A 24,967-nucleotide genomic window follows, 5' to 3' on the forward strand; every position below is an offset into this window, starting at 1 on the left:
CTCTACCCTGTTTAATCGCCTCATTACGAGGAGGAGCCTTATCATGTCAAACCGGCCGTTAGATATTGCATCGAAAAGCCAGGCGGCAATAACGAATGCAAAAATATATAAACACCTGATGCCGTTACTGATCATTGTTTATATCATCAGCTTTATCGACAGAACCAATATCGGCATTGCCCGAGCCTCGATGTCCATCGATCTTGGCCTTTCCGCTACCGCCTATGGGTTGGGAGCCGGTCTGTTCTTTCTGACCTATTCCACCATGGAGATCCCCAGCAACCTGATTATGGCACGGGTCGGGGCCCGATTCTGGATCACCCGCATCATGTTCACCTGGGGTGTGATTTCCGCCGGTATGGCCTTCGTCACCGGCCCTACCTCGTTCTATGTCATGCGTCTGTTGCTAGGGGCGGCAGAAGCGGGGCTGTACCCCGGTATCATCCTGTATCTTACCTACTGGTTTGGCCGTGAAGATCGCGCCAGAGCCGTCGGCATGTTCCTGCTTGGTGTCTGTATCGCCAATATTGTCGGGGCGCCATTGGGCGGCGCATTGCTGATGCTGGATGGCCTGGGTGGGCTGCACGGCTGGCAATGGATGTTTATCGTGGAAGGGCTCCCGGCGGTGCTGCTGGCATTTTATGTGTATGCCGTACTACCCAATAAACCACGCGATGCCAAATGGCTGACCAAAACCGACATTGAGTATATTGAAAACAAGCTGGCCGCGGAGCAACCGGTTGGGGTAGATAAGAACCAGAAGTTTTCCTTTAAAACGGCGTTTACCAATAAGACCTTCATGCTGATCGTGGCGATTTATTTCACCCATCAGATTTCGGTCTACAGCCTGACCTATTTTCTGCCCAGCATTATCAACAGCTACGGCAAAATGAGCACCCTGATGCTCGGCCTGTTAACCGCCATTCCGTGGATCGCGGCAGCCTTGGGTGGCTTCTTCCTGCCCAAATATGCCAATACCGCCACCCGCTCACGCATCATGCTGGTGTCCGGCTTTATGTCGATGGCCGTCGGTTTCCTGATTGGCGTGCTGGGTGGCCCAGTATTAGGGCTGATCGGCTTCTGTATCGGTGCTTCGATGTTCTTCGTCGTGCAGTCCATCATCTTTACCTACCCGGCCACGCTGATGAGCGGCCCCATGCTCGCTGGCGGGTTGGGGTTACTGGCTTGCCTTGGCATCACCGGCGGGTTCTTCGGGCCATATGTGTTCGGTCTCCTGGAGGATAGAACGGGGTCACCTAGCGCAGGCCTGTGGTTTGCCATCGTGCTGCAGACCCTTGCCATCATCGGGGCTGCACGGGTGAAACAACCCGCAGGCAGCAAAGATAAACCGGCCAATCAATGCCCCCCGGCAGCAATGAATAGCGTGATTGAGAAATAGAGCCTAAACGCGGTGCCCTGGTGCACCGCCGCACAGACGTAAGGTAGCAATATGAGAAATAAAGTCATTTCGGCTCAGCAGGCCGCAGAGTTAGTGAATAACGGCTCGACCCTGTGCACCATCGGCATGACATTGATTGGGGCCGCGGAGTCGATCTTGAAAGCTCTGGAAAAGCGCTTTCTTGCAACAGGGGCACCGCACGGGCTGACCTATATTCACTCTGCGGGGCAGTCGAATCGTGAGCGCGGTAATCAGCATTTTACCCCGCCAGGCATGGTAAAACGCATTATTGGTTCGCACTGGGGGCTGGCACCCAAGTGGATGGAAAAGATTGCCGCCAACGAGGTCGAAGCCTTCTGTCTGCCACAAGGGCAGATTGTCCATCTGTATACGGCCATGGCGGCCGGTCAGGCCGGATATCTGTCCAAAGTGGGGCTAGGCACCTTTATCGATCCCCGCCTGGAAGGCGGCAAAATGAATACGTTGACCCGCTCCCTGCCAGATTTGGTGGAAGTGGTTAGCCTGCGCGAGGAGGAATATCTGTTCTATCCGGCACTCCCGCTGGATACGGTGATCATTCGTGGCACTACGGCGGATACCGCTGGCAACCTCACCTGTGAGGAAGAGGCCATGAAGCTGGAGATCCTGCAGGCGGTGCTGGCGGCTAAACGCTTTGGTGGCAAGGTGATAGTCCAGGTAAAAAACCTGGCGGAAAAAGGGAGTCTGCACCCGAAACAGATCGTGGTGCCGGGGAATTTTATTGATGCCATTGTGGTATGTGAAGACCCCGAGCAAGACCACCGCCAGACCTCTTCCTGGTTCTATGATCCAGCCTATTGCGGCAACCTGGTGACCCCTGCCAGCGCAGTGGAAACGCTGCCGCTCAACATCCGCAAGGTGATTGGTCGCCGAGCTTGTCAATTTCTATCCCCGGACTGTGTGATCAATCTGGGCACCGGTATTCCCAACGATGTTATTGGCACTATTATCCATGAAGAAGGGGTAAGCGAAGCGGTCACCATCACGGTTGAATCAGGTATCTACGGCGGCGTACAGGCCGGTGGGGTTGATTTTGGCATCGGTAAAAACCTGACCGCCATGATTAACCATCAGGAGCAGATGCTGTATTACAACGGTGCGGGTGTGGATATTACCTATATGGGGGCGGGCGAGATGGACGCCAACGGGCATATCAACGCCACCCGCATGGGGGACCGCTGTACCGGGGCCGGAGGGTTTATCGATATCACCCAAAATGCACACCACGTGGTGTTTTGCTCCACCTTTACCGCCAAGGGGCTGGAGGTGGCATGCCAGCAAGGGCAATTAACCATTCTACAGGAAGGCTCGGTTAAAAAACTGGTGCGGTCGATTAACCAGATTTCCTATAACGGCGAAATAGCCCGCCAGAAAAAACAAAAAATGCATTTGGTCACTGAGCGAGCAGTGTTTGAACTGACGGCGCAAGGTCCGATGTTGATAGAAATCGCCCCCGGCATCGATCTTGAGCGGGACATCCTGCAACAAATGGAGTTTATGCCGCTGATTTCCCCCTCATTAAAACAGATGGACGCGGCACTATTTTGTGATGCCCCTTTTGGCCTGAAGGAAATGCTGGCCAGGCAGTAAAAACGGGCGGCACGACATATTTATTATCTCTGCGCTAATTCAGCGTGGTCAGGAATTAAAACGATAAGGAGTACCCTATGTGTTTAACAAATAAAGTGGCTATCGTCACCGGGGCCAGCCGTGGTCTTGGGCGAGGCATTGCCCAGGTATTGGCTGAAAAAGGGGCCGCCGTAGTTATTTGTGATGTCGACCAGGACGGCGGCAATAAAACCGCCGCCGAATTGGTGAGCGCGGGCCATACAGCTATTTTCATCGCCTGTAATATTGCCAACCGCGAAGAGGTTAACCAGTTATTTATTGCCGCGGAGCAGCAACTGGGGCCGATAGATATTCTGGTCAATAACGCCGGGATTAACCGTGATGCCATGTTGCACAAGCTAACGGAAGAGAATTGGGATCTGGTGATGGATATCAACCTGAAAGGGACCTTCCACTGTATGCAGGAAGCCGCCGTACGCATGCGTGAGCGCGCCTGCGGGCGGATCATCAATATCTCGTCGGCCAGCTGGTTGGGCAATGTGGGGCAGGCCAACTATGCCGCTTCAAAAGCCGGGGTGATCGGCCTGACCAAAACGGCCTGCCGGGAGCTGGCAAAAAAAGGGGTTACCGTTAACGCCATCTGCCCAGGCTTTATCGAAACCGATATGACCCGCGGAGTACCGGAAAAAGTATGGGATATCATGATCGGCAAAATTCCCGCAGGTTTCGCTGGCGATCCGGTTGATGTCGGCCATTGCGTCGCCTTCCTGGCTTCCGACGAGGCACGCTATATCAACGGCGAAGTGATCAACGTTGGCGGCGGCATGGTGCTGTAAGGAGAATCGAATGAAAAATGCAAATGACATTGTCGTCGTCAGCGGCGTACGCACGGCGATCGGCACCATGGGCGGTAGCTTTAAAGATACGCACCAGCATGATTTAGGCGCAGCGGTGATCCGTGAAGCCGTGGCCCGTGCCGGGCTGCAACCAGCACAAATTGATGAGGTGGTGGTAGGTAACGTCGGGCAAATCGCGGAGAGTGGTTTTATCGCCCGCATTTGCCAACTGCGCGCTGGCTTACCGAACGAAACAACGTCCTATTCGGTGAACCGCCAGTGCGGTTCGGGTCTGCAAGCGATTGTCGATTGCATGCTGGAACTGCAAACCGGCAATGCCGAGATCACCGTCGCCTGTGGGACAGAGAATATGACTCAACTGCCCCACTATATTCGCAAGGCTCGTTACGGTTATCGCCTTGGGCACGGAGAGCTGGAAGACGGCATCGTCTCTATTTTAACCTGGCCGGAAGGCCCTTATCACAATGGCATGACCGCCGAATTCGTCGCGGAGCGTTTTAACATCAGCCGTGAGGCGATGGACGAGTTTGCCTGGTGCAGCCAGCAAAAAGCCTTGGCAGCCATCAAAGAGGGGCATTTTACCTCACAAATCCTGCCGCTGGAGGTTCGTGAAGGCAAGAACAGCCGCCTGTTTGCCACTGATGAACACCCAAGGGATACGCCGAAAGAGAAGTATGCTCAGCTGAAACCGGCGTTTAAAAAAGACGGCACGGTTACGGCAGCAACGTCATCAGGTATCAATGATGGGGCCGCCGCGCTGGTTGTCACTACCCGAGCCAACGCTGAAAAACTGGAGCTGCCAATCAGGATGGTGATCCGCGGTTGGGCAGTGGCAGGTTGCGAGGCAGAAATCATGGGCTTTGGCCCAGCTCCGGCAACTCGTAAACTGATGCAAAAGTTGAACATGTCGGTGCATGATATCGACCTTATTGAGCTTAATGAGGCCTTTGCCGCCCAATCATTGGCGGTGATTAACGATCTGGAGCTGGATCCGGCCAAAGTGAACGTCAATGGGGGAGCAATTGCGCTGGGGCACCCTGTTGGGGCCAGCGGGGCCATCATCGCTGTAAAACTGATGTATGAGATGGAGCGCCGCGGCGTCAATACCGGTTTAGCCACCATGTGTATCGGTGGAGGCCAAGGGATCTCTATGCTGTTTGAGCGGGAAAGGTAGTCTCTTAAGTTAGCGCAATAGATATTTCCGGCCCTCTGCCAAAGAGAGGGTCGGATGGCAAACATCGGCTTACGCATTGAGTTAACTGAATTGTATTAAGTTTAATACGTAGATTTGTTGATGGGTCAATAAGGTTACCGTGAAATTGGCAAGAAACATTCGATATTATATTTAACCCCCCTCACTATAATAGAGGTTTTATATCATAAAGGTATGAGTATGCTGATCACCTTAGAGCTGGCTAATACCATTGTGAAACGAGCGATGAGTATTATCCATTATAACGTTAATGTTATTGACCATCAGGGCGTAATTATCGCTTCGGGCGAACCACATAGGATCGGTGAACGGCATGAAGTGGCCTTTGAGGTGATAAAGAACCGCCAGCGGATGACGATAGAAAATGCTCAGCAGGCGGCCCGGTACAAAAATGTGCAACCCGGTATCAATCATCCGATTATCGTGGATGATCAGGTGGTTATGGTGATAGGTATCAGTGGCAATCCCGCCGCGATTGCGCGTTACGCCGAGCTGGCCATCTTGGCGGCAGAGCTGTTGATCAAACAGTCTTTAGCTATCCGGGAAATGAACTGGCAATACCGTATCAGAGATCTATTGCTAAAACAGTATCTTGAGGTGGGCGATACTGACAAAGGCAAGGAAATACTTCACCAGTTGGTACAGCAAGAGATTGACCTGTCACAACCCCTGTTGCCGGTATTGATCAATATTGAAACCGGCGGGCATTTATTGGGGCAAACCATCGATCACATCCTCAATAAACTGTCACATATTTTAAAATCCCAACGGGTAATATTGCTCAGCAATGATGAGATCCTGTTAATTATCACCGCGATCGAACAGACCGAAGCCACGGTTAAAGCTATGAACGCCTTTATGGAAACTCAGCTGAGCCATTACACTATTGGCATTGGGGTAGAGTCAGGCTCTGCTGGGATTTTCCGCCAATCGGTATTTATGATCAAAGAGATGATAGAACATGCTCGGGAGTCGTTACCACAATCGCGGGTCATTAACGGCCAGCAGTTTGCCTTCAGCGGGTTGTTGAATGAAGCCAGAAGCAGCTCATTTACCCTTTATTTCAAACAGAGAATCGATAAATTACTGATGCTGAGCACCGGTCAAATGCTGCTCAACACTTTGAGTACCTATATCGCACACAATGCCGAACTGGCAAACGCTGCGCGGGAACTTGGGGTACATCGCAACACGCTTACCTATCGGCTTAATCAGATCAAAGAAGCGACGTCGTTGGATCCGTTTAATTTCAAGGAACTTAGCCAACTGATGATTTCGCTTTACTATCATCAGGGGACGCGGCTGTCTAATGCGGCGGCTGGCACCAACGATCCCCAATGATGTGTCTGGAGAGGTTGCTACGATCCACTCACCCTCTTTGTCAGAAAACATCATTATTCACCCGAATAACCGCACAGTAAAATCAGTATATTCATTAAGTTATGGAATGATATGATTATGACTGAATGACTAGCTGTTATCACCATACTGACCATCATCAGCCCGGGGCCGAATTCTGCAATGGTTAACAAACAAAGGAAGGGGTAAAGATGGAAATAAGCTGGCAGGCATTGAAGGGCAGCAGCCTCAGCGCGCAGCAGTTGCATGATATTCTGGCACTGCGCATGGCGGTGTTTGTCGTAGAGCAGACTTGCCCGTTTCAGGATATTGATGGACAGGATCTGCTGAATAGTACCCTTCACGTTGCCGGATACCGCGACGGTAAGCTTGTCGCCTACGCGAGAGTGCTGCATGTGGATGATTCTCTGGATGCGGCCAAAATCACGCGAGTGATTGTTGATGATTCCGTCAGGGGTCAGAAGCTGGGTGTCAGGCTGATGGAAAAAACGATGTCCTTAATCCACCGTGACGAACCGGGCAAGGCGATAAAGCTCTCAGCACAGTCTCACCTCGTCAAATTCTATGAAGGATTCGGTTTCAAAACGGTATCCGACGAATACCTTGATGATGGCATACCCCATATGGATATGGAGTCTACGGACGCGTAATCCAGGCTGGGCCTTATCCGGTTTCACATTGATGTAGCGCGCCAGCTGTAATTAGCTTTGGCCCCAACCCGCGAGGGTCAGGGCTTGGTACATTACTCAGTTGCTATTACGCCGTGCCGCCCACGGTAAGTGAATCCAGCTTCAGCGTCGGCTGGCCAACCCCTACCGGCAGGCTCTGCCCTTCTTTACCGCACACGCCCACGCCCTTATCCAGCGCCAGGTCGTTGCCCACCATCGAAATCTGCTGCATCGCCTCAATGCCTGAACCGATCAGCGTGGCCCCCTTCACCGGCTTGGTGACGCGGCCATTTTCGATCAGATAGGCTTCAGAGGTGGAGAAGACAAATTTCCCGGAGGTGATATCAACCTGACCGCCGCCAAAGTTCGGCGCATACAGGCCATACTCCACGCTGGCGATAATATCTTCTGGCGTCGACTTGCCCGCCAGCATGTAGGTGTTGGTCATGCGCGGCATTGGCAGGTGTGCATAAGACTCGCGGCGGCCGTTACCGGTAGGCGCAACGCCCATCAGCCGTGCGTTGAGCTTATCTTGCATATAGCCTTTCAGAATGCCTTTCTCGATCAGCACGTTGTACTGGCCCGGCACGCCTTCGTCATCGATCGCCAGGGAACCACGGCGGCCTTGCAAGGTGCCATCATCCACCACGGTGCACAGCTCAGAAGCTACTAACTGACCCATCTGGCCGCTGAATACCGAGGTGCCACGGCGGTTGAAGTCACCTTCCAACCCGTGACCGACCGCTTCATGCAGCAACACCCCAGGCCAGCCCGCGCCTAGTACCACAGGCATGGTGCCCGCCGGGGCCGCCACGGCAGAAAGGTTAACCAGCGCCATACGCACCGCTTCTTTGGCAAAAGCATCGGCACGGACTTCGCCATCCACCACTTCCAGGAAGTAGTCATAGCCAAAACGGCCACCGCCACCGCTGGCTCCGCGCTCACGCTTGCCGTCTTCTTCCACCAGCACGCTGACGGAGAACCGCACCAGCGGGCGAACGTCCGCCGCCAAGGTGCCATCCGTTGCCGCAACCAATATCTGCTCATACACACCGGTGATGCTAGCCGTCACTTCCTGCACACGCTTGTCTGCAGCACGCGCGACCTTGTCTACCCGATGCAATAGCGCGATCTTCTCTTCCCGCGGCAGGCTTTGCAGTGGATCGAGCAAAGGATACAGCGCCTGATAGCCGATCTCGCCCAGCGTATGGACTTTGCCATTGCCGCTGTCACGCACAATGCTGCGAGCAGCCTGAGCGCTTTGGTTCAGGGCATTCAGGGTGATTTGGTCTGCATAGGCAAAGCCGGTCTTTTCACCGCTGACCGCGCGTACACCAACGCCCTGATCGATATTGTACGAGCCATCTTTAATGATACCGTCCTCAATCACCCAGGCTTCGTGGTAGCTGGACTGAAAATAGAGGTCGGCGTAATCGAGGCGGCGTTCGGCCAGTCGACCCAATACGGAAAACAGGTCTTGATGACTCAGCTTATTCACAGCGAGTAACTGCTCACTGACAAACGACAGGCTCATAATTTTTTTCACTCTTTATTGGAGGAGTTTTCAACCGGCGCAATCAGCGTCGGCTGGAATCGGTTGTGCTGCATCACCGGCATCTGTTTGCGGATGGTATGCAACTTGCCGGTATCCACGCGCACTTTCAGCGCGGAGACCGCGTCGGGGTTTTCTGCCCGCACATTACCCCAGCTGTCTACCACCATGGAATGTCCCCAGGTGCGGCGGGTGGCTCCGTGGCGGCCCACCTGCGCGGGAGCCAGGATCACACACTGGTTCTCGATAGCGCGGGCGCGCAGCAAAATCTCCCAGTGTGCCTCACCGGTCACGCGGGTAAATGCGGCGGGCACCGAGATCAGTTCCGCACCTTGCGCGCGCAGCGCCTGATACAGGCCAGGGAAACGCAGGTCGTAGCATATCGTCATACCCAGGCGGCCCACCGGCGTATCGACCACCGTCAATTGTTGGCCATGCTGATAAGTATCCGACTCGCGATAATGGGCGTGTATATCATTGATATCCACGTCGAACATGTGCAGTTTATCGTAACGGCCACGGATTTCGCCCTGGTCGTCAAACAGCAGGCTACTGGTGGTGATGCGTGCCGGATCTTCGCGGCTGATCAATGGCATAGAACCCACCAGCAACCATACCCCATAACGGCGAGCCATATCGCGCACCGCCTGCTGCAACGGCCCGTGACCTTCCGTTTCCGCATGTTCACGGTAGGCGGCCGAGTTGGCAAACAGTAAGGCGTTCTCCGGAGTCATCACCAGTTTTATCCCTGGATTGAGCTGCTTGATCTGCTGTTCAATCTGGGCCAGGTTGTCCCGTACCTGCTCACCGCTACACAGCTGTAATAACGCAACGTTAGCATTTTTCATGGCGACTTATCCTCTTTTGGCTTACGCAACACCTCATGAATACTTGGGTGGTCCAGGCTACCGGTAATGTTGTAGCGGATCAGCGAGATCTTGTTCCACAACGGAGCCAGTGCCTTGGAGGCCGCAAACACCGCCGCCCCCACAATCGGGTTGATCACAAACGCGGTCGCTACTCCCACCGTCGCCGAGATCTCTGGCGCGATTACGGCCTGCATATCAATCTGGCGCTTCACCAGGTCAATCTGGCCGCTCATGGCGATATCGGCCGCCAGCCCATCCACCAGCAAGTTATCTGTATGCATTATGCCATCTTTCGCCCAGATAGTGCCGCGTATGGAGTCAAAGTAAAATCCGTTGCCGAAGGTATCACGGAAGTCGAACTGCAATTTGCGCAGCAGGGCATCGAAGCTGACCAGGCGTAACAGCTGTCCGGCCCGGCCACCGCCGACGTTATCGATCTCACCTTTACCCAGATCGACCTTCATGGTGCCATTGAGCGTGCTGATCTGCGGTTTCCATGGCTGCCCGTGCCAGTGCAGATCAAAATCGATATCGTAAGGTGCATCTTTTAATGGAATGATCATGCCGAAGAAACTGGCGGTGCGATCGATTTTGCTGCCCAGCAGCTTGCCCTTTAACCCACTACGCTCTTCCTGAGCGTTCTGTTTCCACAGGCCGGTGGCGCTCATGCGGCCATAGCCGGTATCCACCAGGCCATGGCTTAGCACCAGCGAGTCACCTTCGCGTTTGAGATCAGCCTCTACCGTGCCAAGGTTCTGCCCCATCATCCAGCAGGATTTACAGCGCAACATCAGTGAAGGCCAATCCTGGAACGAGATCCGCTCCGCCGAGTCCAGCGGGTTGGTACCGCCTGTACTGCCGTCGCCGCTGGTAAACTGCGGGTTGTAGTAAAGATAGCCGAGATCCGCGCGCCACACGCCGTTATCCGGCATCGACAGGCTGCCATCAATCTCTTTGCCCTTGGCGGTCACCTTCGTTCCTGCCAGCTGCTGTTCTACCGCAAGCTGCAGGTTATGCCACGCCTGCCCGCCCAGCGTCAGCTGTGGGGTTTCGAGCGTTACGCTGGTTGGGAACACAAAGTTGCCCACTTTGCCTGCGCCGTTGCCTTGTTTCATCGCCGGAGCCACTAACCCCAGCCATTGTTCGCCATCCAACGCGGGCAGATTGAGCACCAGGGATTTGTTTTTGGGTAGCGGTGGAGTTGCCGAGCCGCCTGTTTGCCAAGCGGCACGTGCCAGCGTCACCTGCTGTTTGGCCAACAGCCATTCGCTGTTGAAGTGGTTTTGCTTGCCCGCGCTGCCATTGAGCATAAATCCTTGCAGGCCGCCGTTCACTTTTACGCTAACCGGTAACGCTTCCCCCGCGGATTTGTTAAGAGGAGAAGGTAAGTGACTGCTTACTTTTTTCAGATCGGCATTGACACCAATCTCATAGCTCGGCTTGCCTTTATGCGGCAGATTGATCGCCACTTTACCTTGCCAGGCGGCGCTGCCAGCCAACAGTTTGGCAAACTCGGGCGGCAGACCGTCAACCTTGGCTGGTTGCCAATCGCCTTTCAACCCAACGTTAACCTTATAATCCTGTTTACCTTCCAGCGTATCGAAGTTGACCGCCAGCGGCTGCCCAAACCAGTTGGCCGTCAGGGTATCGCTTTGCAGGTTGCCGTTGTTGAAGCGGAACTTGCCGCTCACTCTCTCAAGCTGACTTTCCAGCGGCTTGACCAGCAGCGAGTTGTTGTTCAGCGTGACTTCACCGCTGGCGTTAACCAGTTCGCCATCCAATGGGATATTTAGATGTAAGCGCCCACTTACATTGCCCCCTACCTGCAACTCATCTAGCGCTGCCCCGACCGAATCATCCAGTGGGGTCTGCATGAAATAGTCGTGAATAGCTTGCCCGGTGCCCGCAACATCGGCATCAATCAACAGGCGTTCTTTGCGATAGTCCGGAATGACGGCGGTAATGTTTCTGCCCGTCGCGTTGCCCAGTTTGGTTTGCGGCGCATTCATCCACAGGCCGCTGTTGGCAAAATCGAGATCGATCGCCAGATCGTTCAGCGCTGGCCACTCCGGCTGGAACTGGAAGGTAGCGTGGCGTAGTGGGACAAACACCTCAAACTGTCCTTCGTTCTTCTCATACGGGAAGTGCTGCGGATTGCCCGCATAGATCAGAGTAGCATTATCAACCTGCCCGCCCTGGATTGCCCCGCTGAGATAATCCACCAGATGTTTACCCATCAGCGGTTCAGGGAAATAACGCCAGGCATCGGCACCATCATACAAACGGATGCCAGCCAGAATATCCAGCCAAGGCTCGCCGTTAGCCGGTTGCTGATAGCGGAAATCGCCGTTAACCCACAGGGATTTGGCTTGTACGTCCAGACTTTGACTTGCCAATTGCCAGCCTTGATCGTTGTTTTGCCAGGTCAATGCCCCGCTCGCACGGCCGATCTCCAACGGTGCCCGGAACATATCGCCATAAGGCAGCGTGCTGTTGTTCAGCCCCAGCGTCAGACGGCCATTTTCTACGCTCCCGGTTAACGCGCCGGAAAAGTGATCGACACCCGGCAACAGTTTCCAGTGTTGCCAGCTCAGATCCTGCCACCACGCCTGAAAACGAGTTTTTTCCGGCTGTTGCAGCGGGATATCCAGCGCCAGCGCCCTGAGCATGCCGCGAGGTTGTAAGTCTTTCCAGCGCTCCAATACTTCCGGGCTGAGGAACGAGAAGGTGGGTAGCAACGCTTCCAGCCGTTCCAACTGGATGCCGGTGGCACGGATACGCAGTTCTTCACTCTGGTTTGGCCCGATAAATTGGGTATTTTCCGGCAACCACAGCGCGGTGAGGGTTCCTGGAGCCCAGGTTTGGCCATCGGTTTTCAGGTTCAGCGCAGGCACATGCACCTGCCAGCCGTTACCCTGACGGCTCAGTGCCAGCGCCAGATTATCGACGTCCAACCGGTGTTGATCGCCCCCCGCCGACCAATTGGCGGTGCCTTTATTGAGCAGGGCATTACCACTGTAGATTTCGCCATTTTTGATATTGAGCCAGGCCGCCAGGCTGAAATCGGCGCTTTCGAGGCCGGTATTGGTTTGCAGCCAGCGGCTGAACCAGGGCTTCATGTCGATCTCATCGGCCTGCATATAGATGGTGCCAGTGTTGAGCAACCCCTGCTCATCCCGCAGATCCAGACGTAGCTGTACCGCACCGTGCTGGCCATTCAGACTGGTCAGGCTGATTTGACCCTCGGCGCGATGGCGGTTATGGCTGTTGAGCCAGGTCATTTGCGGAATGTGGAATTCAGCACGCGAGCCTGATGGGGTCAGGAACGAGAGGCGGCTGTTACGCAGATCAAAGCGATCCAGCTGATACAGGAACAGATCGCTGACCCCGTTCGGGGTAAGGCCATTGCCATTGCTGCCTTCACCCCCGAGCGTCGCGTTAAGATCGAGCTGCAGTTGATAGAAGGTGAGATCGCGGAACTGCCAGCGCCAATGCAACAGGGATTGCCACACGTCCAGCGCCAGCGTGACCCGCTCAATCTGGATGGTGCTTTTTGGCAGGGTTAAACGGATGTTGCGAGCTTCCAGCGTTGGGCCAAACGTTTCCCAACTGCCCTGGACAAAGTCGGCCTCGACGGGCACCCCGGCGATCGCCTGCACCTTCTCCAGCAATAGCGGACGATAGTGGTTAAGCTCAGGCAGCACCAGACGCAACCCGCTGATCAGCAACGCCACAACAACAATCAAACTGGCGCCTGTGGCTAACAGGATCCCGGGCAGTCGCCTCACGCATTTCTCCTTATGACCAAAAATATAACCTAACCTTGTTCCCCTCACCCTAACCCTCTCCCAAAGGGAGAGAGGACCGATCGAGTTAGGCTGAAAGTATTGTGATCCTTCATGAGCACCGGCTGATCCACCTTGGATGAGGGGACGATCACGGTTGCCTAGATGACTTCTTTACCTCCAAAAGAGCAGGAACTAACAGCTCCCTCTCCCCGTGGGAGAGGGTTGGGGTGAGGGTATTACATCATCACGACGTCAAACTGTTCCTGGCTGTATAAAGGTTCGATCTGCACCTTGACCTGTTTGCCAACGAAGATTTCCACTTCCGCCAGCGCGTGTGACTCTTCGCCTTTCAGCGCTTCACCCACGGCCGCAGATGCGTAGACCAGGAAACGATCGGAATCGTAAGCATGATGCACACGTACGATCTCACGCATAATCTCATAGCAGACGGTTTCCACCGTTTTTACCGTGCCACGGCCCTGGCAGGTCGGGCAGTCGTTACACAGCACATGCTCAATACTTTCACGCGTGCGTTTACGCGTCATCTCCACTAATCCTAGTTGAGAGAAACCATTGATTGTGGTTTTTACCCGATCTTTACTCAGCGCCAGTTCCAACGAGTGCAACACCCGGCGACGGTGTTCATCATTATTCATATCGATGAAATCAATGATGATGATGCCGCCCAGATTGCGCAGCCGCAGCTGCCGGGCGATGGCTTGTGTCGCTTCGATGTTGGTATTGAAGATGGTTTCGTCAAGATTGCGGTGGCCGACAAAGGCCCCGGTGTTGATATCCACGGTGGTCATGGCTTCGGTTTGATCGATGATGAGGTAACCACCGGACTTCAATTCAACCTTGCGCTCCAGCGCACGCTGGATCTCGTTCTCAACGTCGTACAGATCGAAGATCGGCTGGCTACCGGTATACAGTTCCAGCTTATTGGTGATATCCGGGATGTACTCGCCGGTAAATTCCACCAGTTGATCGTGCGTCAGGCGTGAATCGACGCGGATACGATCCAGCGCCGCGCCGGCAAAGTCGCGCAGGATACGGTGCGCCAACGCCAGTTCGCCATACAGTTTGTACTTGGTCTGGTTACGCTTTTTGCGCTCCATGACCTTGGTCCACAAGCGCTTGAGGAAGGCAGCATCCTGCGCCAGCTCTTCTTCGCCGATCCCTTCCGCTGCGGTGCGGATGATAAAGCCACCCAGATCGTCGCAATATCCCGCCACGGCACGCTTAAGGCGCTCGCGTTCGGCTTCGCTTTCAATGCGTTGGGAAACCCCCACGTGCGCAGCACCCGGCATAAAGACCAGGTAGCGCGAAGGTAGAGTAATGTCGGTAGTGAGGCGCGCGCCCTTGGTGCCAAGCGGATCTTTCACCACCTGAACCATCAGATCCTGCCCCTGACGCACCAGTTCGGCAATATCACGCACGGAGAAATTCTTTTGTTCATCACCGGCAACACATTCGGTGTGCGGCATGATATCGGAAGCGTGCAGGAAGGCCGCTTTATCCAGGCCAATATCGACAAAGGCCGCCTGCATGCCGGGTAACACGCGGCTGACGCGCCCTTTGTAGATATTGCCCACGATGCCACGTTTGGCTTCGCGCTCGATATGGATCTCTTGCAGAATGCCGCCGTCAATATAGGCAACCCGCGTTTCCGACGGCGTGATATTTACCAGTAGCTCAGCTGTCATGCTTTCTCCTCAGAGCCGGTGTAACGCCCGCCCCTTATCTTTCCCGTGCTCACGCTATAGCGGCGACGGGAAATCTAGTGGTGACATCAACCGGTTCTTACCTCTCGTAATGCGACAAAATGACTGAGCAGCTCATGTGTTTCGACCAGCGGCAACCCCATCACCGCATGATAACTTCCGGTTATCGATCTGACGAAACAACCACCCTTGCCTTGAATTCCGTAAGCGCCCGCTTTATCCATCGGTTCGCCCGTGGCGATATAGTCGCAGATATCCTGTGGTGACAGGTTGCGAAACGTCACGTCGGTGACCACCAACTGGCATAAAACGCCCTGTTTATCGGCGATCGCCACGGCGGTCATTACCTGATGCTGTTTTCCGGACAAGGCTGCCAGCATCTGCGCCGCATGCTCTTCATCCCGCGGTTTTTCCAACACCTGGCCGTTCAACACCACGATAGTATCTGCGCCCAGCACGGGCCTATCATATTGCGCCAGGGTAACACCCGCCCTGGCTTTATCCTGCGCCAGACGGCGAACGTAATTTTCCGCTGCTTCCCCTTCCTGACGTTGCTCTTCAGTATGCGTCAGAATGACTTCAAACGGTACGCCGAGCAAAGTCAGCAGTTCATGACGACGGGGAGAACCGGAAGCAAGATAGAGCGAAAACATTGTTATAACCTCATTGTACGGCAAACTGGCGGCGGATCTTACGCATCAGCAGGAATAACCACGGCCAAAGCACGCCGTTGACCACACTACTCCAGAACACCTCGGGGCGGAAAGAGACGTTGATTACCAAAAACTCCGCCCAGAACACCACCACATCCATAGCCAATGATAGCAGCACGACGATCAACGCTTGCTGCCACAGTGCCATATTGCGGAATAATTGGAATTTGAACGCGACGAGATAGGCGATGATGCCCATGGCCAGAGCACGCACGCCAAGCGTGGAGCCCAGGATCAGATCCATGATCAGCCCTAGGATAAACCCGGTACCGACGTTAACCCGATGGGGCAACGCCATTACCCAGTAAGTGAGGATCAGCAGCAGCCAGGATGGCCGGAACATGTAGATTTGCTCCGGCCACGGCATGATTTGCAGCACTAATGCTACCAGGAATGACAGCCAGATAATCCAGCGCCCGTTGCTGCGATAACGATTCATCGGGTTGCCCCCACCGGTGGCGGCTGAACGGTACCGGTAGCCGGGGCTGGCAGTGGAGCCGGTGGGCCCATGGCATCCGCCGGTGGCAATACCTGCGGCATCATCTGCATCAGGCGTTCATTGGCAACGCGGTGAACTTCTTCCGGCGGCAGCGGCATAGTGCCGTTACGATCGGCGCCCCACAGTAACAACAGATAGCGCAGGCGTTGCAGACCAGCGGTTGGCCGCGCCTGGATCACAGTATAGGCGCGTTGGTTATCCACTTTTACCGAGGACACCACGGCTACCGGATACCCTTCCGGGAAGCGCCCACCCAAACCAGAGGTGACCAGCACATCCCCGACGCGAATATCAGTATTGCCCGGCAGATGTTCCAGCTGCAGGTCATCCGTGCAGCCACTGCCTGCGGCAATCACCCGGATGTCATTGCGCAATACCTGGATCGGCAACGCATGGGAAGCATCACAGATCAGCAGGACGCGGCTGGTCATTTTAGCCACCGCCACCACCTGCCCGACCACGCCTTTATCACTGATAACCGGCTGGCCTTCATAAACCCCGTTGTCCGACCCTTTATCAATCACCACCTGATCGCTATAGGGGTCAGAACCGGTAGAGATCACCTGAGTGACCATTTTGTGTTCATCCTGGCGCAACGGCGAGCCTAGCAGCTCACGCAAACGGGCATTTTCCTGTTTGAATTGGCCAAGAAGAAGAATATCGCTGTTTTTGAGTAACAGTTCCTGCCGCAGAGCTCGGTTTTCCAGCTCTAGCTGTTGGCGGGTAGCCAGCGTTTCCGATACGCTGTCCAAAACTTTACGCGGCCCATTAGCCAAGAAATAAAAAGGGCTGACGGCGGTATCCATGTAGTTTCGTATTTTAACGAACGTACCGAGCCGGCTGTCGGCAACGATCAGCGCAATCGCCACGATCACTGCCAGGAAAAGTCGTAGTTGCAGGGAAGGCCCCCTGCTAAAAATCGGCTTCATAAATTATGCACGTTCCTCGACAACAGAAAGGGGAACGCACCAGATGCCCGGTTAATGCCGTCATCCGCTACGATCCCTCCATTCTGGGGCTGCTCACTATTCTTCGCTGAACAAATCGCCGCCATGCATGTCGATCATTTCCAACGCCTTGCCACCACCGCGAGCCACGCAGGTGAGAGGATCTTCTGCCACTACCACCGGGATACCGGTCTCTTCCATCAGCAGGCGATCCAGGTTACGCAGCAATGCACCACCACCGGTCAGCACCATACCGCGTTCGGAGATGTCGGAAGCCAGTTCCGGCGGGCACTGTTCCAACGCAACCATGACCGCGCTGACGATACCGGTCAGAGGTTCCTGCAAAGCTTCGAGAATTTCATTGGAGTTCATGGTGAACCCACGCGGCACACCTTCAGCCAGGTTACGGCCACGCACTTCAATTTCACGCACTTCGTCATCCGGATAGGCCGAGCCGATACCGTGCTTGATACGTTCTGCGGTAGCTTCACCGATCAGTGAACCGTAGTTACGGCGCACGTAATTAATGATGGCTTCGTCAAAGCGGTCGCCGCCGATACGTACGGAAGAGGAGTACACCACGCCGTTAAGCGAGATCACCGCCACTTCAGTGGTACCACCACCGATATCAACCACCATGGAACCGGTGGCTTCCGATACTGGCAGACCTGCACCGATCGCCGCAGCCATAGGCTCTTCAATCAGGAAGACTTCACGCGCACCAGCACCCTGAGCGGACTCACGGATCGCACGGCGTTCAACCTGGGTGGCACCAACAGGTACACAAACCAGTACGCGCGGGCTTGGGCGCATAAAGCTGTTGCTGTGAACCTGCTTGATGAAGTGCTGCAGCATTTTTTCGGTGACAAAGAAGTCGGCGATCACGCCGTCTTTCATTGGGCGAATAGCCGCGATATTGCCAGGCGTACGCCCCAGCATCTGCTTGGCGTCATGACCGACGGCCGCTACGCTCTTGGGTGAGCCGGCACGATCCTGGCGAATGGCAACCACCGACGGTTCATTCAGTACAATGCCTTGTCCTTTAACATAAATCAGGGTATTGGCGGTACCCAAGTCGATGGACAAGTCATTAGAAAACATGCCACGAAATTTCTTAAACATAACGAAAGGATAATCCTGCAAGCTGGGGGCGGAAAATAAAATCCGCCTACTTTACCAACCACACGAAGCAGCGACAAGGCGCAAAAACGTCCTACTTCGGTGAAAAATAGTCTGCGTTATTTGCGACCGAATGCACGGAAGGCGAATGGGGCCTGATATCCCTCAACAAAGGCTCAGCTAGCCACCAAATCAACGTACCAAACGGCAGTAACACAGCTCATAAAATCTAACATTTTTCCTGATTGTCACCGGTGGTAAGCACCTACTGACGCCCACAGGAAAAGACGGGCCATTCTACGTTAATTTTTGCCCGGTCATCAGGTTAAACACGATATCGACGCGAATATTTTTTGCGAGCTATATCGATCGGCTCTGGCGAGGCGAAAAAGTCCCCCTGCCCACCTAGGATCCCGCGCTCTTTCAGCGTCTGCCATTCGTTGCGCGTACGCACGCTGGCGGCAAAAACCTTCGCCTGAGTACCTTCACAGGCACCGGTCAGGCTTTGAACAAACAGCTGATTCTCATCCCGCCGGTCAATACTCCGCACCAACCCTGGGTGAAGCTTGACGATCTCCACCGGTAACGACTTGATATAAGAGGTACTCACCACCGTCAACCCGGCCTGAGAAACCGCCAGACGACAGCCCACTCCGGTCAGCAATCGCAGCACCGGACGCAAACGGTCGATATGTTGACACACATCTGCCTCTGCAAGTTCAATCAGAATTCGCCGACGGTGACTTTTTTCACACTGTAACAGGGTATCACGCAGCCAACGTTGGAAACTGCGCTGCAATAATGAATCAACGCATAGCGGAAACGCCAGCGTCTCTTCCGGCCACAGCGCCAATAAAGGAATAATCCGATTCATCAGCTGGCGGTCATAGCTTTCCGCCAACCCAAGCTGATTGACCAGCGGCATATACTCGGCAGGCAACAGTTCCTGCGCACCATCATAAATCCGGCTCATGATTTCACGGTGATGCACATCGCCATCCACCGTCACCGCCGGTTTTTGATATAAACGCGGGCCGCCACGTGCCAGCACCTGTTCGAGCAGCGTACGCCATTTAACACTGCCGCGCCCTTTCTCTGGCACGTCACTATCATAGACGTACCAGCCGTTTTCGCCCTGCAGCACGGCATGGCGGGTCGCCTGTTCGGCGTAATCGATGATCTCTTCCGTGGTCTGCCCGCTGCGGTAGGCAACAATACCGATATGCAAGAACGCCTCACGTTCAATCAGCGCCGTTGAGGGCAAGGAGTCGATCGCGTTGACCAGCTGCGCCGCGATGCCGTCCGCTTCTTTCAACGTGCGGTGTGGCAGCAGAACGGTAAAGTCACTGTGGAAATAACGGGCCAGTAAGGCGGCCGGGTAGCGCATGACAAAGGTGGACAACAGGTTGACCAACGAATACATCAACTCCTGTACCGCCGCGTTGCCGTGGATTTCACGCAGGGTATCGAAATCCGGCAGGCGCACCATCATGACGATGCCGTGTGACCCGACATCTTCCAACTGAGTAGTGAGCTGGTTATCAAAGAACAGCCGGTTGTTGAGGCCGGTTTTCGCATCCTGAGCGGCAAAAGCGCGGATCAAGGTATCCACCCGGCTGCGCTCCTCACGCGCTTCGGCCAGATCGGCCAGCAGGCGATCCAACGCACCGCTGACGCTGGCGGGCCATTCACGAACGTCTCCCTTCAGCACCTGTTCACGTTCGCCGTTGAGAATGCGCCGCGCTCGGCGTTCCAGGCGATCTTCCCCTACCGCCTGTTCGCGCAACCAGCGTAAGCTGAACAGCAGGATCACCACCATGATGACGATCGACAGCGTGACCGCCGCCGTGGACTGCAAAGAGCGCACGTCGCTGGCGAATGGATCGAGGTAAGTGACATTTACCCGGGTGCCGGGGTGATGCATCATGGTTAACGAGGTTTGGCGGTAGCCGGTCAGCGATGCCCAGGGGGCTTTGATGGTAGGCAGGCTGTAGGAGAAAATGTTGCTGGTTTCGGTATCGACATGAATGGCAACGATGCCTAGCGGCCGCATCACCAAGGGCAGCCAGTTATCCTGAGCCTGCAGAGGTTGGAGCAGCATTGCCTGATCGATGGAGGTGGCCAGGGCTTCAAAACGGCGCTCGAGGCGCTCCTGAGTCACGTAAAAGAAACTGTATGAACACCCCATCAGCATCAAGAACATAGCCAATGCGACGAGCAGGGTGATTAGAGCAGAGAGTTTGGTTGTAAATCTCATCCCTGTGCCTTCTGCGCGATGATAAAATGAAGAGTCACCTTTTGATGTGGCAAGGCCCCGTTCCTGCTCGATTGAAAACAACGCAATACCCTGATATTAAAAATCATGAAGCAACTTCAATTTCTTTGCCAAGCATCAGGTTAGCTCTACAAAGCTATCAAGCCTAGCCGACGAAGAAAACCATTAAGCACTATTTTTTTGTCCTTTATCAGGACAGGCTTTTTTATTATGCATATAGTCAGACATTACTGAACCATACATTCATATAATATATGAAAAAGCGGGGAACAATGACATGCGTGTATTATTGTTGGAACAAGTTGGCGAAAAAACCCTGGCCCAAGTCAAGGATATTGACAGCGATCGGCTGCCAGAAGGAGATGTGACGGTCGACGTCAACTGGTCCAGTCTCAACTATAAGGATGCCCTGGCGATCACCGGCACGGGGAAAATCATCCGTCACTTCCCAATGGTTCCTGGCATCGATTTTGCTGGCCAGGTACACAACAGCAAAGATCCGCGTTTTAAACCAGGCCAGAGCGTAGTGCTCACCGGCTGGGGCGTTGGCGAAAATCACTGGGGCGGGTTGGGCGAGCAGGCCCGAGTTAGCGGCGAATGGCTGGTCCCCCTGCCAAAAGGGTTGTGTGAACGCAAAGCGATGATCCTCGGCACCGCCGGTTTTACCGCCATGCTGTGCGTGATGGCACTGGAAGAAGGCGGAGTGAAACCGGAGGACGGCGACGTTCTGGTCACCGGAGCTAGCGGCGGCGTGGGTAGCACCGCGGTAGCCCTACTGTCCGCACTGGGCTATAGCGTTACCGCCATCAGCGGGCGCGACAGCAATACCGATTATCTGAAATCTCTGGGTGCCAAAACTGTCCTGCCCCGTAGCGAGTATATTGAAACACCGCGCCCGCTGGAGAAACAGCTGTGGGCCGGCGCTATCGACACCGTCGGCGACAAATTACTGGCTCGCGTGCTGGCACAGATGAATTACAACGGCACCGTTGCCGCCTGCGGCCTGGCGGGAGGCTACCAGTTGCCGACTACCGTGATGCCGTTCATTTTGCGTAACGTGCGTCTGCAAGGCGTTGATTCGGTGCTGACGCCGCTGCATCGTCGCCAAACCGCCTGGGAACGGCTGGCCGGAATTCTGCCAGAAAGCTTCTATGAGCAAGCCACACAGGAAATTCAGCTGGAAGACGTGCCTGCTGCGGCCACCGCGCTGATGAACAATCAGATCACTGGCCGCACCCTGGTAAAAATCCGTTCATAATCTGTTGGGGCGCCGCATGCGGCGCCTGCTTATTTGCCACAAGAAATCACCTCCCGTTTACCTCTCTTTACATCCACCCTCTCGCAGAAAATTGGCTTTCACGCCATGCTTACGTCATCACTTGCGGAGAAGAAAAAATGAAACAACAGCGAAAACTGACTGAGGCCGATGTCACGCCAGAGAGCGTGTTCTATCAGCGGCGCAAGGTACTCCAGGCGCTAGGGATCACGGCAGCCTCGCTGGCTTTGCCCATCCAGGCACAGGCCGACTTGCTGTCCTGGTTCAAAGGTAACGATCGGCCCCCCGCTCCAGCAGGCAAACCGCTAGACTTCAGCAAACCCGAAGCCTGGCAAGCCAAGCTGGAGCTGACGCCGGAAGAAAAAGTCATGGGGTACAATAATTTCTACGAATTTGGCCTGGATAAGGCCGATCCCGCCGCCAACGCTGGCTCCCTGAAAACGGCGGACTGGAAAGTGAAGATCGACGGCGAAGTCGGCAAGCCAATGACGCTGGATATCGACGATTTGCTCAAGCGATTCCCGCTTGAGCAACGCATTTATCGCATGCGCTGCGTCGAAGCCTGGTCGATGGTGGTGCCGTGGATCGGCTTTGAGCTGGGCAAACTGCTTAAGCTGGCCGAGCCCAACAGCAACGCACGCTACGTGGCTTTCCAAACGCTGTACGATCCAGAGCAGATGCCCGGCCAGAAAGATCGCTTTATCGGCGGCGGCCTCCAGTATCCCTATGTCGAAGGTTTGCGCCTTGATGAAGCCATGCATCCGCTGGCGCTGTTAACCGTGGGCGTATACGGCAAGATGCTGCCACCACAAAACGGTGCCCCGCTACGCCTGATCACTCCATGGAAGTACGGCTTCAAAGGCATCAAGTCCATCGTGCAGATCACCCTGACCCGTGAACAACCGCCAACCACCTGGAATCTGTCTGCTCCCAACGAATATGGCTTTTACGCCAACGTGAATCCCCATGTCGATCATCCGCGCTGGTCGCAGGCTAGCGAACGCTTCATCGGTTCCGGCGGCATTCTGGATGTGAAACGTCAGCCGACGCTGCTGTTCAACGGCTATGCCGAGCAGGTGGCTTCGCTATATCGCGGCCTCGATTTACGGGAGAACTTCTAAGTGCGTTTAACCCCCAAGCAGATCACCTGGCTAAAAGTAGCCATCTACCTGGCGGCATTCCTACCCTTTTTGTGGCTGGTATTGTCCGTCGATCAGGGCTGGTTCAGCGCCGATCCGGCCAAGGATATCCAGCATTTTACCGGCAGGATGACGCTAAAATTGCTGCTGGCCACCCTGCTCGTCACTCCATTGGCCCGCTACGCGCGCCAGCCGCTGCTGATCCGTTGCCGACGCCTGCTGGGTTTGTGGTGTTTTGTCTGGGGAACCCTGCATCTGGTAAGCTACTCGACGCTGGAACTGGGGCTAAACAACATTGGCCTGCTGGGGCGCGAGCTGGTTACCCGCCCCTATCTGACGCTAGGTATTCTCTGCTGGTTGATCTTGCTGGCTCTGGCGGCTACCTCAACGCTATGGGCGCAGCGCAAATTGGGGGCCAACTGGCAGAAGCTGCATAACTTCGTCTATCTGGTGGCGATCCTGGCACCGATCCACTATCTGTGGTCGGTAAAAACCTTGTCACCGCAGCCTTTTATTTACGCGTCGTTGGCACTGCTGTTGTTAGCTCTGCGTTACAAGAAATTACGCTCATGGTGGCGTAAACCGCACTAAAACCGGCAAGATTGACGGTAAAAATCCTCTGCAGGGGGGTGGAACTTTTCTGTGTTCTACCCCTCATAATCCAATAGCGGCACTTGGTGTTTGCCGATTTAGGGTTGAATATCTTCGCTGATAAGACCAGTATTTAGCTGCGAATTGCCACGATATCGTTATAATGCCCGACCTTGTACCTGTCGCAGCTGTAAAATCTGCGCGTAACAGGTGACAAATCGGTGACATCGGGTTATTTTCTACGATGATGGTTTTATTGCCGGAGATACCAGCACAATGGCGGATAAGTTTCACATTTTGCTTCTGAACGGCCCCAATCTGAATCTGCTGGGGACGCGTGAGCCGGAAAAGTACGGCAGCGCTACGCTGGCAGAGATTGTTAACGGATTGGAAAACCAGGCACTCGCGCTAGATATTACCCTGAGCCATCTGCAGTCCAACGCCGAGCATGCGCTCATTGATCGCATTCATCAGGCACGCGGCAATACGGATTTTATCCTGATTAACGCTGCCGCGTTCACGCACACCAGCGTGGCGTTGCGCGATGCACTGTTGGCAGTGCAGATCCCGTTTATCGAGATCCACCTGTCCAACGTGTACGCTCGTGAGCCTTTCCGTCATCACTCCTACCTGTCTGATATTGCGGTAGGCGTGATCTGTGGCCTCGGCGCGGATGGCTACACATTTGCTTTACAGGCAGCGGTTCGCCGTTTGTCAAAAACCCACTAATTGCTACACAAAAAGAGTACGGAATCACACTCATGGATATTCGTAAAATCAAGAAACTGATCGAACTGGTTGAAGAATCAGGCATTTCTGAACTGGAAATCTCTGAAGGCGAAGAGTCGGTTCGCATCAGCCGTGCCGCACCGGTGCAGGCTTACCCAATGATGCAACAGTACGCAATGCCAGCCCAGCAGCAACCTGCTCTGGCCGCCGCCGTTGCCCCTGCTGCCGCAGAAACCCCAGCAGCACCAGCGGCCATGAGTGGCCATATCGTTCGTTCACCAATGGTAGGGACTTTCTACCGCACGCCAAGCCCGGACGCGAAATCCTTCGTGGAAGTGGGCCAGAAAGTGAACGCCGGTGATACTCTGTGCATCGTTGAAGCTATGAAAATGATGAACCAGATTGAAGCGGACAAATCCGGTGTGGTTAAAGCGATCCTGGTAGAAAACGGCCAACCGGTTGAATTTGACGAGCCACTGGTCGTCATCGAATAACGAGGCGCCCCATGCTAGATAAAATTGTTATCGCCAACCGTGGCGAGATCGCGCTACGTATCCTGCGCGCTTGTAAAGAACTGGGCATCAAAACCGTTGCCGTTCACTCAAGTGCCGACCGCGATCTGAAACACGTTCTGCTGGCGGA

The 24,967-nt window shown here is 54.7% G+C and carries 21 protein-coding genes; 12 read left to right on the plus strand and 9 right to left on the minus strand.

All coding sequences use genetic code 11. The features are described 5' to 3' along the window. Window positions 1-43 precede the first annotated feature (43 nt). The 6 genes from ACLQ7H_RS18355 to ACLQ7H_RS18380 all read left to right on the plus strand — a co-directional run bounded on the left by ACLQ7H_RS18355 (window position 44) and on the right by ACLQ7H_RS18380 (window position 7,086). Complete coding sequence (locus tag ACLQ7H_RS18355) at window positions 44-1,399, plus strand: MFS transporter (RefSeq protein WP_411753900.1); 1,356 nt, start codon at window positions 44-46, stop codon at window positions 1,397-1,399. A 51-nt stretch (window positions 1,400-1,450) separates the two neighbouring features. Further along, window positions 1,451-3,028, plus strand: coding sequence for an acyl CoA:acetate/3-ketoacid CoA transferase (locus ACLQ7H_RS18360; protein WP_411753901.1), 1,578 nt, complete (start codon window positions 1,451-1,453; stop codon window positions 3,026-3,028). A gap of 77 nt (window positions 3,029-3,105) precedes the next feature. Continuing rightward, window positions 3,106-3,843 carry a 3-oxoacyl-ACP reductase FabG gene (gene fabG, locus ACLQ7H_RS18365; protein ID WP_411753902.1) on the plus strand — a complete coding sequence of 246 codons (738 nt, stop codon included), beginning with the start codon at window positions 3,106-3,108 and terminating at the stop codon, window positions 3,841-3,843. A 10-nt stretch (window positions 3,844-3,853) separates the two neighbouring features. Then, entirely contained in the window at window positions 3,854-5,038 is a 1,185-nt protein-coding gene (locus ACLQ7H_RS18370) for a thiolase family protein (protein WP_411753903.1), read from the plus strand. A gap of 219 nt (window positions 5,039-5,257) precedes the next feature. Further along, entirely contained in the window at window positions 5,258-6,418 is a 1,161-nt protein-coding gene (locus tag ACLQ7H_RS18375) for a CdaR family transcriptional regulator (RefSeq protein WP_411753904.1), read from the plus strand. A gap of 209 nt (window positions 6,419-6,627) precedes the next feature. Then, window positions 6,628-7,086 (plus strand): GNAT family N-acetyltransferase, encoded by a 459-nt coding sequence (locus tag ACLQ7H_RS18380; protein ID WP_411753905.1) that lies wholly within the window; start codon window positions 6,628-6,630, stop codon window positions 7,084-7,086. A gap of 106 nt (window positions 7,087-7,192) precedes the next feature. Here ACLQ7H_RS18380 and tldD read toward each other — a convergent pair whose 3' ends face one another. The 9 genes from tldD to csrD form a co-directional block, all read right to left on the minus strand. Beyond that, a complete protein-coding gene (gene tldD / locus ACLQ7H_RS18385; RefSeq protein WP_411753906.1) occupies window positions 7,193-8,638 on the minus strand; it encodes a metalloprotease TldD in 1,446 nt (481 codons plus the stop codon). Between the two features lie 8 nt (window positions 8,639-8,646). Next, window positions 8,647-9,504: a deaminated glutathione amidase gene (nit1, locus tag ACLQ7H_RS18390; protein WP_411753907.1), complete on the minus strand. Its 858-nt coding sequence runs from the start codon at window positions 9,502-9,504 to the stop codon at window positions 8,647-8,649. Then, window positions 9,501-13,313 (minus strand): AsmA2 domain-containing protein YhdP, encoded by a 3,813-nt coding sequence (gene yhdP / locus ACLQ7H_RS18395; RefSeq protein WP_411753908.1) that lies wholly within the window; start codon window positions 13,311-13,313, stop codon window positions 9,501-9,503. The genes nit1 and yhdP overlap by 4 nt, the downstream gene beginning before the upstream one ends. A gap of 236 nt (window positions 13,314-13,549) precedes the next feature. Further along, window positions 13,550-15,019 carry a ribonuclease G gene (rng, locus tag ACLQ7H_RS18400; RefSeq protein ID WP_411753909.1) on the minus strand — a complete coding sequence of 490 codons (1,470 nt, stop codon included), beginning with the start codon at window positions 15,017-15,019 and terminating at the stop codon, window positions 13,550-13,552. 86 nt (window positions 15,020-15,105) lie between these two features. Further along, the gene (locus ACLQ7H_RS18405; protein ID WP_411753910.1) at window positions 15,106-15,690 is read right to left on the minus strand and encodes a Maf family protein; all 585 of its coding nucleotides are present in this window, start codon (window positions 15,688-15,690) and stop codon (window positions 15,106-15,108) included. Between the two features lie 10 nt (window positions 15,691-15,700). Further along, entirely contained in the window at window positions 15,701-16,189 is a 489-nt protein-coding gene (gene mreD / locus ACLQ7H_RS18410) for a rod shape-determining protein MreD (RefSeq protein ID WP_024483772.1), read from the minus strand. Beyond that, complete coding sequence (gene mreC, locus ACLQ7H_RS18415; protein WP_411753911.1) at window positions 16,186-17,178, minus strand: rod shape-determining protein MreC; 993 nt, start codon at window positions 17,176-17,178, stop codon at window positions 16,186-16,188. The genes mreD and mreC overlap by 4 nt, the downstream gene beginning before the upstream one ends. A 96-nt stretch (window positions 17,179-17,274) precedes the next feature. Then, complete coding sequence (gene mreB / locus ACLQ7H_RS18420; RefSeq protein ID WP_021180765.1) at window positions 17,275-18,318, minus strand: rod shape-determining protein MreB; 1,044 nt, start codon at window positions 18,316-18,318, stop codon at window positions 17,275-17,277. Between the two features lie 322 nt (window positions 18,319-18,640). Next, window positions 18,641-20,572, minus strand: a complete 1,932-nt coding sequence (gene csrD, locus ACLQ7H_RS18425; RefSeq protein WP_411753912.1) for an RNase E specificity factor CsrD — start codon at window positions 20,570-20,572, stop codon at window positions 18,641-18,643. A gap of 295 nt (window positions 20,573-20,867) precedes the next feature. Here csrD and ACLQ7H_RS18430 point away from each other — a divergent pair, with 295 nt between their 5' ends. The 6 genes from ACLQ7H_RS18430 to ACLQ7H_RS18455 form a co-directional block, all read left to right on the plus strand. Further along, on the plus strand, window positions 20,868-21,848 hold the full coding sequence (locus ACLQ7H_RS18430) for an MDR family oxidoreductase (RefSeq protein WP_411753913.1): 981 nt from the start codon (window positions 20,868-20,870) through the stop codon (window positions 21,846-21,848). 137 nt (window positions 21,849-21,985) lie between these two features. Beyond that, window positions 21,986-22,987 carry a protein-methionine-sulfoxide reductase catalytic subunit MsrP gene (gene msrP / locus ACLQ7H_RS18435; protein WP_411753914.1) on the plus strand — a complete coding sequence of 334 codons (1,002 nt, stop codon included), beginning with the start codon at window positions 21,986-21,988 and terminating at the stop codon, window positions 22,985-22,987. Further along, window positions 22,988-23,596, plus strand: coding sequence for a protein-methionine-sulfoxide reductase heme-binding subunit MsrQ (gene msrQ, locus ACLQ7H_RS18440; protein ID WP_411753915.1), 609 nt, complete (start codon window positions 22,988-22,990; stop codon window positions 23,594-23,596). A gap of 276 nt (window positions 23,597-23,872) precedes the next feature. Next, entirely contained in the window at window positions 23,873-24,325 is a 453-nt protein-coding gene (gene aroQ / locus ACLQ7H_RS18445; protein WP_024483777.1) for a type II 3-dehydroquinate dehydratase, read from the plus strand. Between the two features lie 32 nt (window positions 24,326-24,357). After that, window positions 24,358-24,819, plus strand: coding sequence for an acetyl-CoA carboxylase biotin carboxyl carrier protein (gene accB, locus ACLQ7H_RS18450; RefSeq protein ID WP_025122733.1), 462 nt, complete (start codon window positions 24,358-24,360; stop codon window positions 24,817-24,819). Window positions 24,820-24,830: 11 nt separating this feature from the next. Beyond that, the coding region (locus tag ACLQ7H_RS18455) for a biotin carboxylase N-terminal domain-containing protein (RefSeq protein WP_411753917.1) at window positions 24,831-24,967 on the plus strand (137 nt) is incomplete at its 3' end.

This window comes from Serratia sp. (in: enterobacteria), from assembly GCF_046715635.1.
GTDB lineage: Bacteria > Pseudomonadota > Gammaproteobacteria > Enterobacterales > Enterobacteriaceae > Chania.

Coding starts and splice junctions, on each gene's coding strand:
- ACLQ7H_RS18355 (WP_411753900.1), top strand. CDS start 44: ATGTCAAACCGGCCGTTAGATATTGCATCGAAAAGCCAGGCGGCAATA.
- ACLQ7H_RS18360 (WP_411753901.1), top strand. CDS start 1,451: ATGAGAAATAAAGTCATTTCGGCTCAGCAGGCCGCAGAGTTAGTGAAT.
- fabG (WP_411753902.1), top strand. CDS start 3,106: ATGTGTTTAACAAATAAAGTGGCTATCGTCACCGGGGCCAGCCGTGGT.
- ACLQ7H_RS18370 (WP_411753903.1), top strand. CDS start 3,854: ATGAAAAATGCAAATGACATTGTCGTCGTCAGCGGCGTACGCACGGCG.
- ACLQ7H_RS18375 (WP_411753904.1), top strand. CDS start 5,258: ATGCTGATCACCTTAGAGCTGGCTAATACCATTGTGAAACGAGCGATG.
- ACLQ7H_RS18380 (WP_411753905.1), top strand. CDS start 6,628: ATGGAAATAAGCTGGCAGGCATTGAAGGGCAGCAGCCTCAGCGCGCAG.
- tldD (WP_411753906.1), bottom strand. CDS start 8,638: ATGAGCCTGTCGTTTGTCAGTGAGCAGTTACTCGCTGTGAATAAGCTG.
- nit1 (WP_411753907.1), bottom strand. CDS start 9,504: ATGAAAAATGCTAACGTTGCGTTATTACAGCTGTGTAGCGGTGAGCAG.
- rng (WP_411753909.1), bottom strand. CDS start 15,019: ATGACAGCTGAGCTACTGGTAAATATCACGCCGTCGGAAACGCGGGTT.
- ACLQ7H_RS18405 (WP_411753910.1), bottom strand. CDS start 15,690: ATGTTTTCGCTCTATCTTGCTTCCGGTTCTCCCCGTCGTCATGAACTG.
- mreD (WP_024483772.1), bottom strand. CDS start 16,189: ATGAATCGTTATCGCAGCAACGGGCGCTGGATTATCTGGCTGTCATTC.
- mreC (WP_411753911.1), bottom strand. CDS start 17,178: ATGAAGCCGATTTTTAGCAGGGGGCCTTCCCTGCAACTACGACTTTTC.
- mreB (WP_021180765.1), bottom strand. CDS start 18,318: ATGTTTAAGAAATTTCGTGGCATGTTTTCTAATGACTTGTCCATCGAC.
- csrD (WP_411753912.1), bottom strand. CDS start 20,572: ATGAGATTTACAACCAAACTCTCTGCTCTAATCACCCTGCTCGTCGCA.
- ACLQ7H_RS18430 (WP_411753913.1), top strand. CDS start 20,868: ATGCGTGTATTATTGTTGGAACAAGTTGGCGAAAAAACCCTGGCCCAA.
- msrP (WP_411753914.1), top strand. CDS start 21,986: ATGAAACAACAGCGAAAACTGACTGAGGCCGATGTCACGCCAGAGAGC.
- aroQ (WP_024483777.1), top strand. CDS start 23,873: ATGGCGGATAAGTTTCACATTTTGCTTCTGAACGGCCCCAATCTGAAT.
- accB (WP_025122733.1), top strand. CDS start 24,358: ATGGATATTCGTAAAATCAAGAAACTGATCGAACTGGTTGAAGAATCA.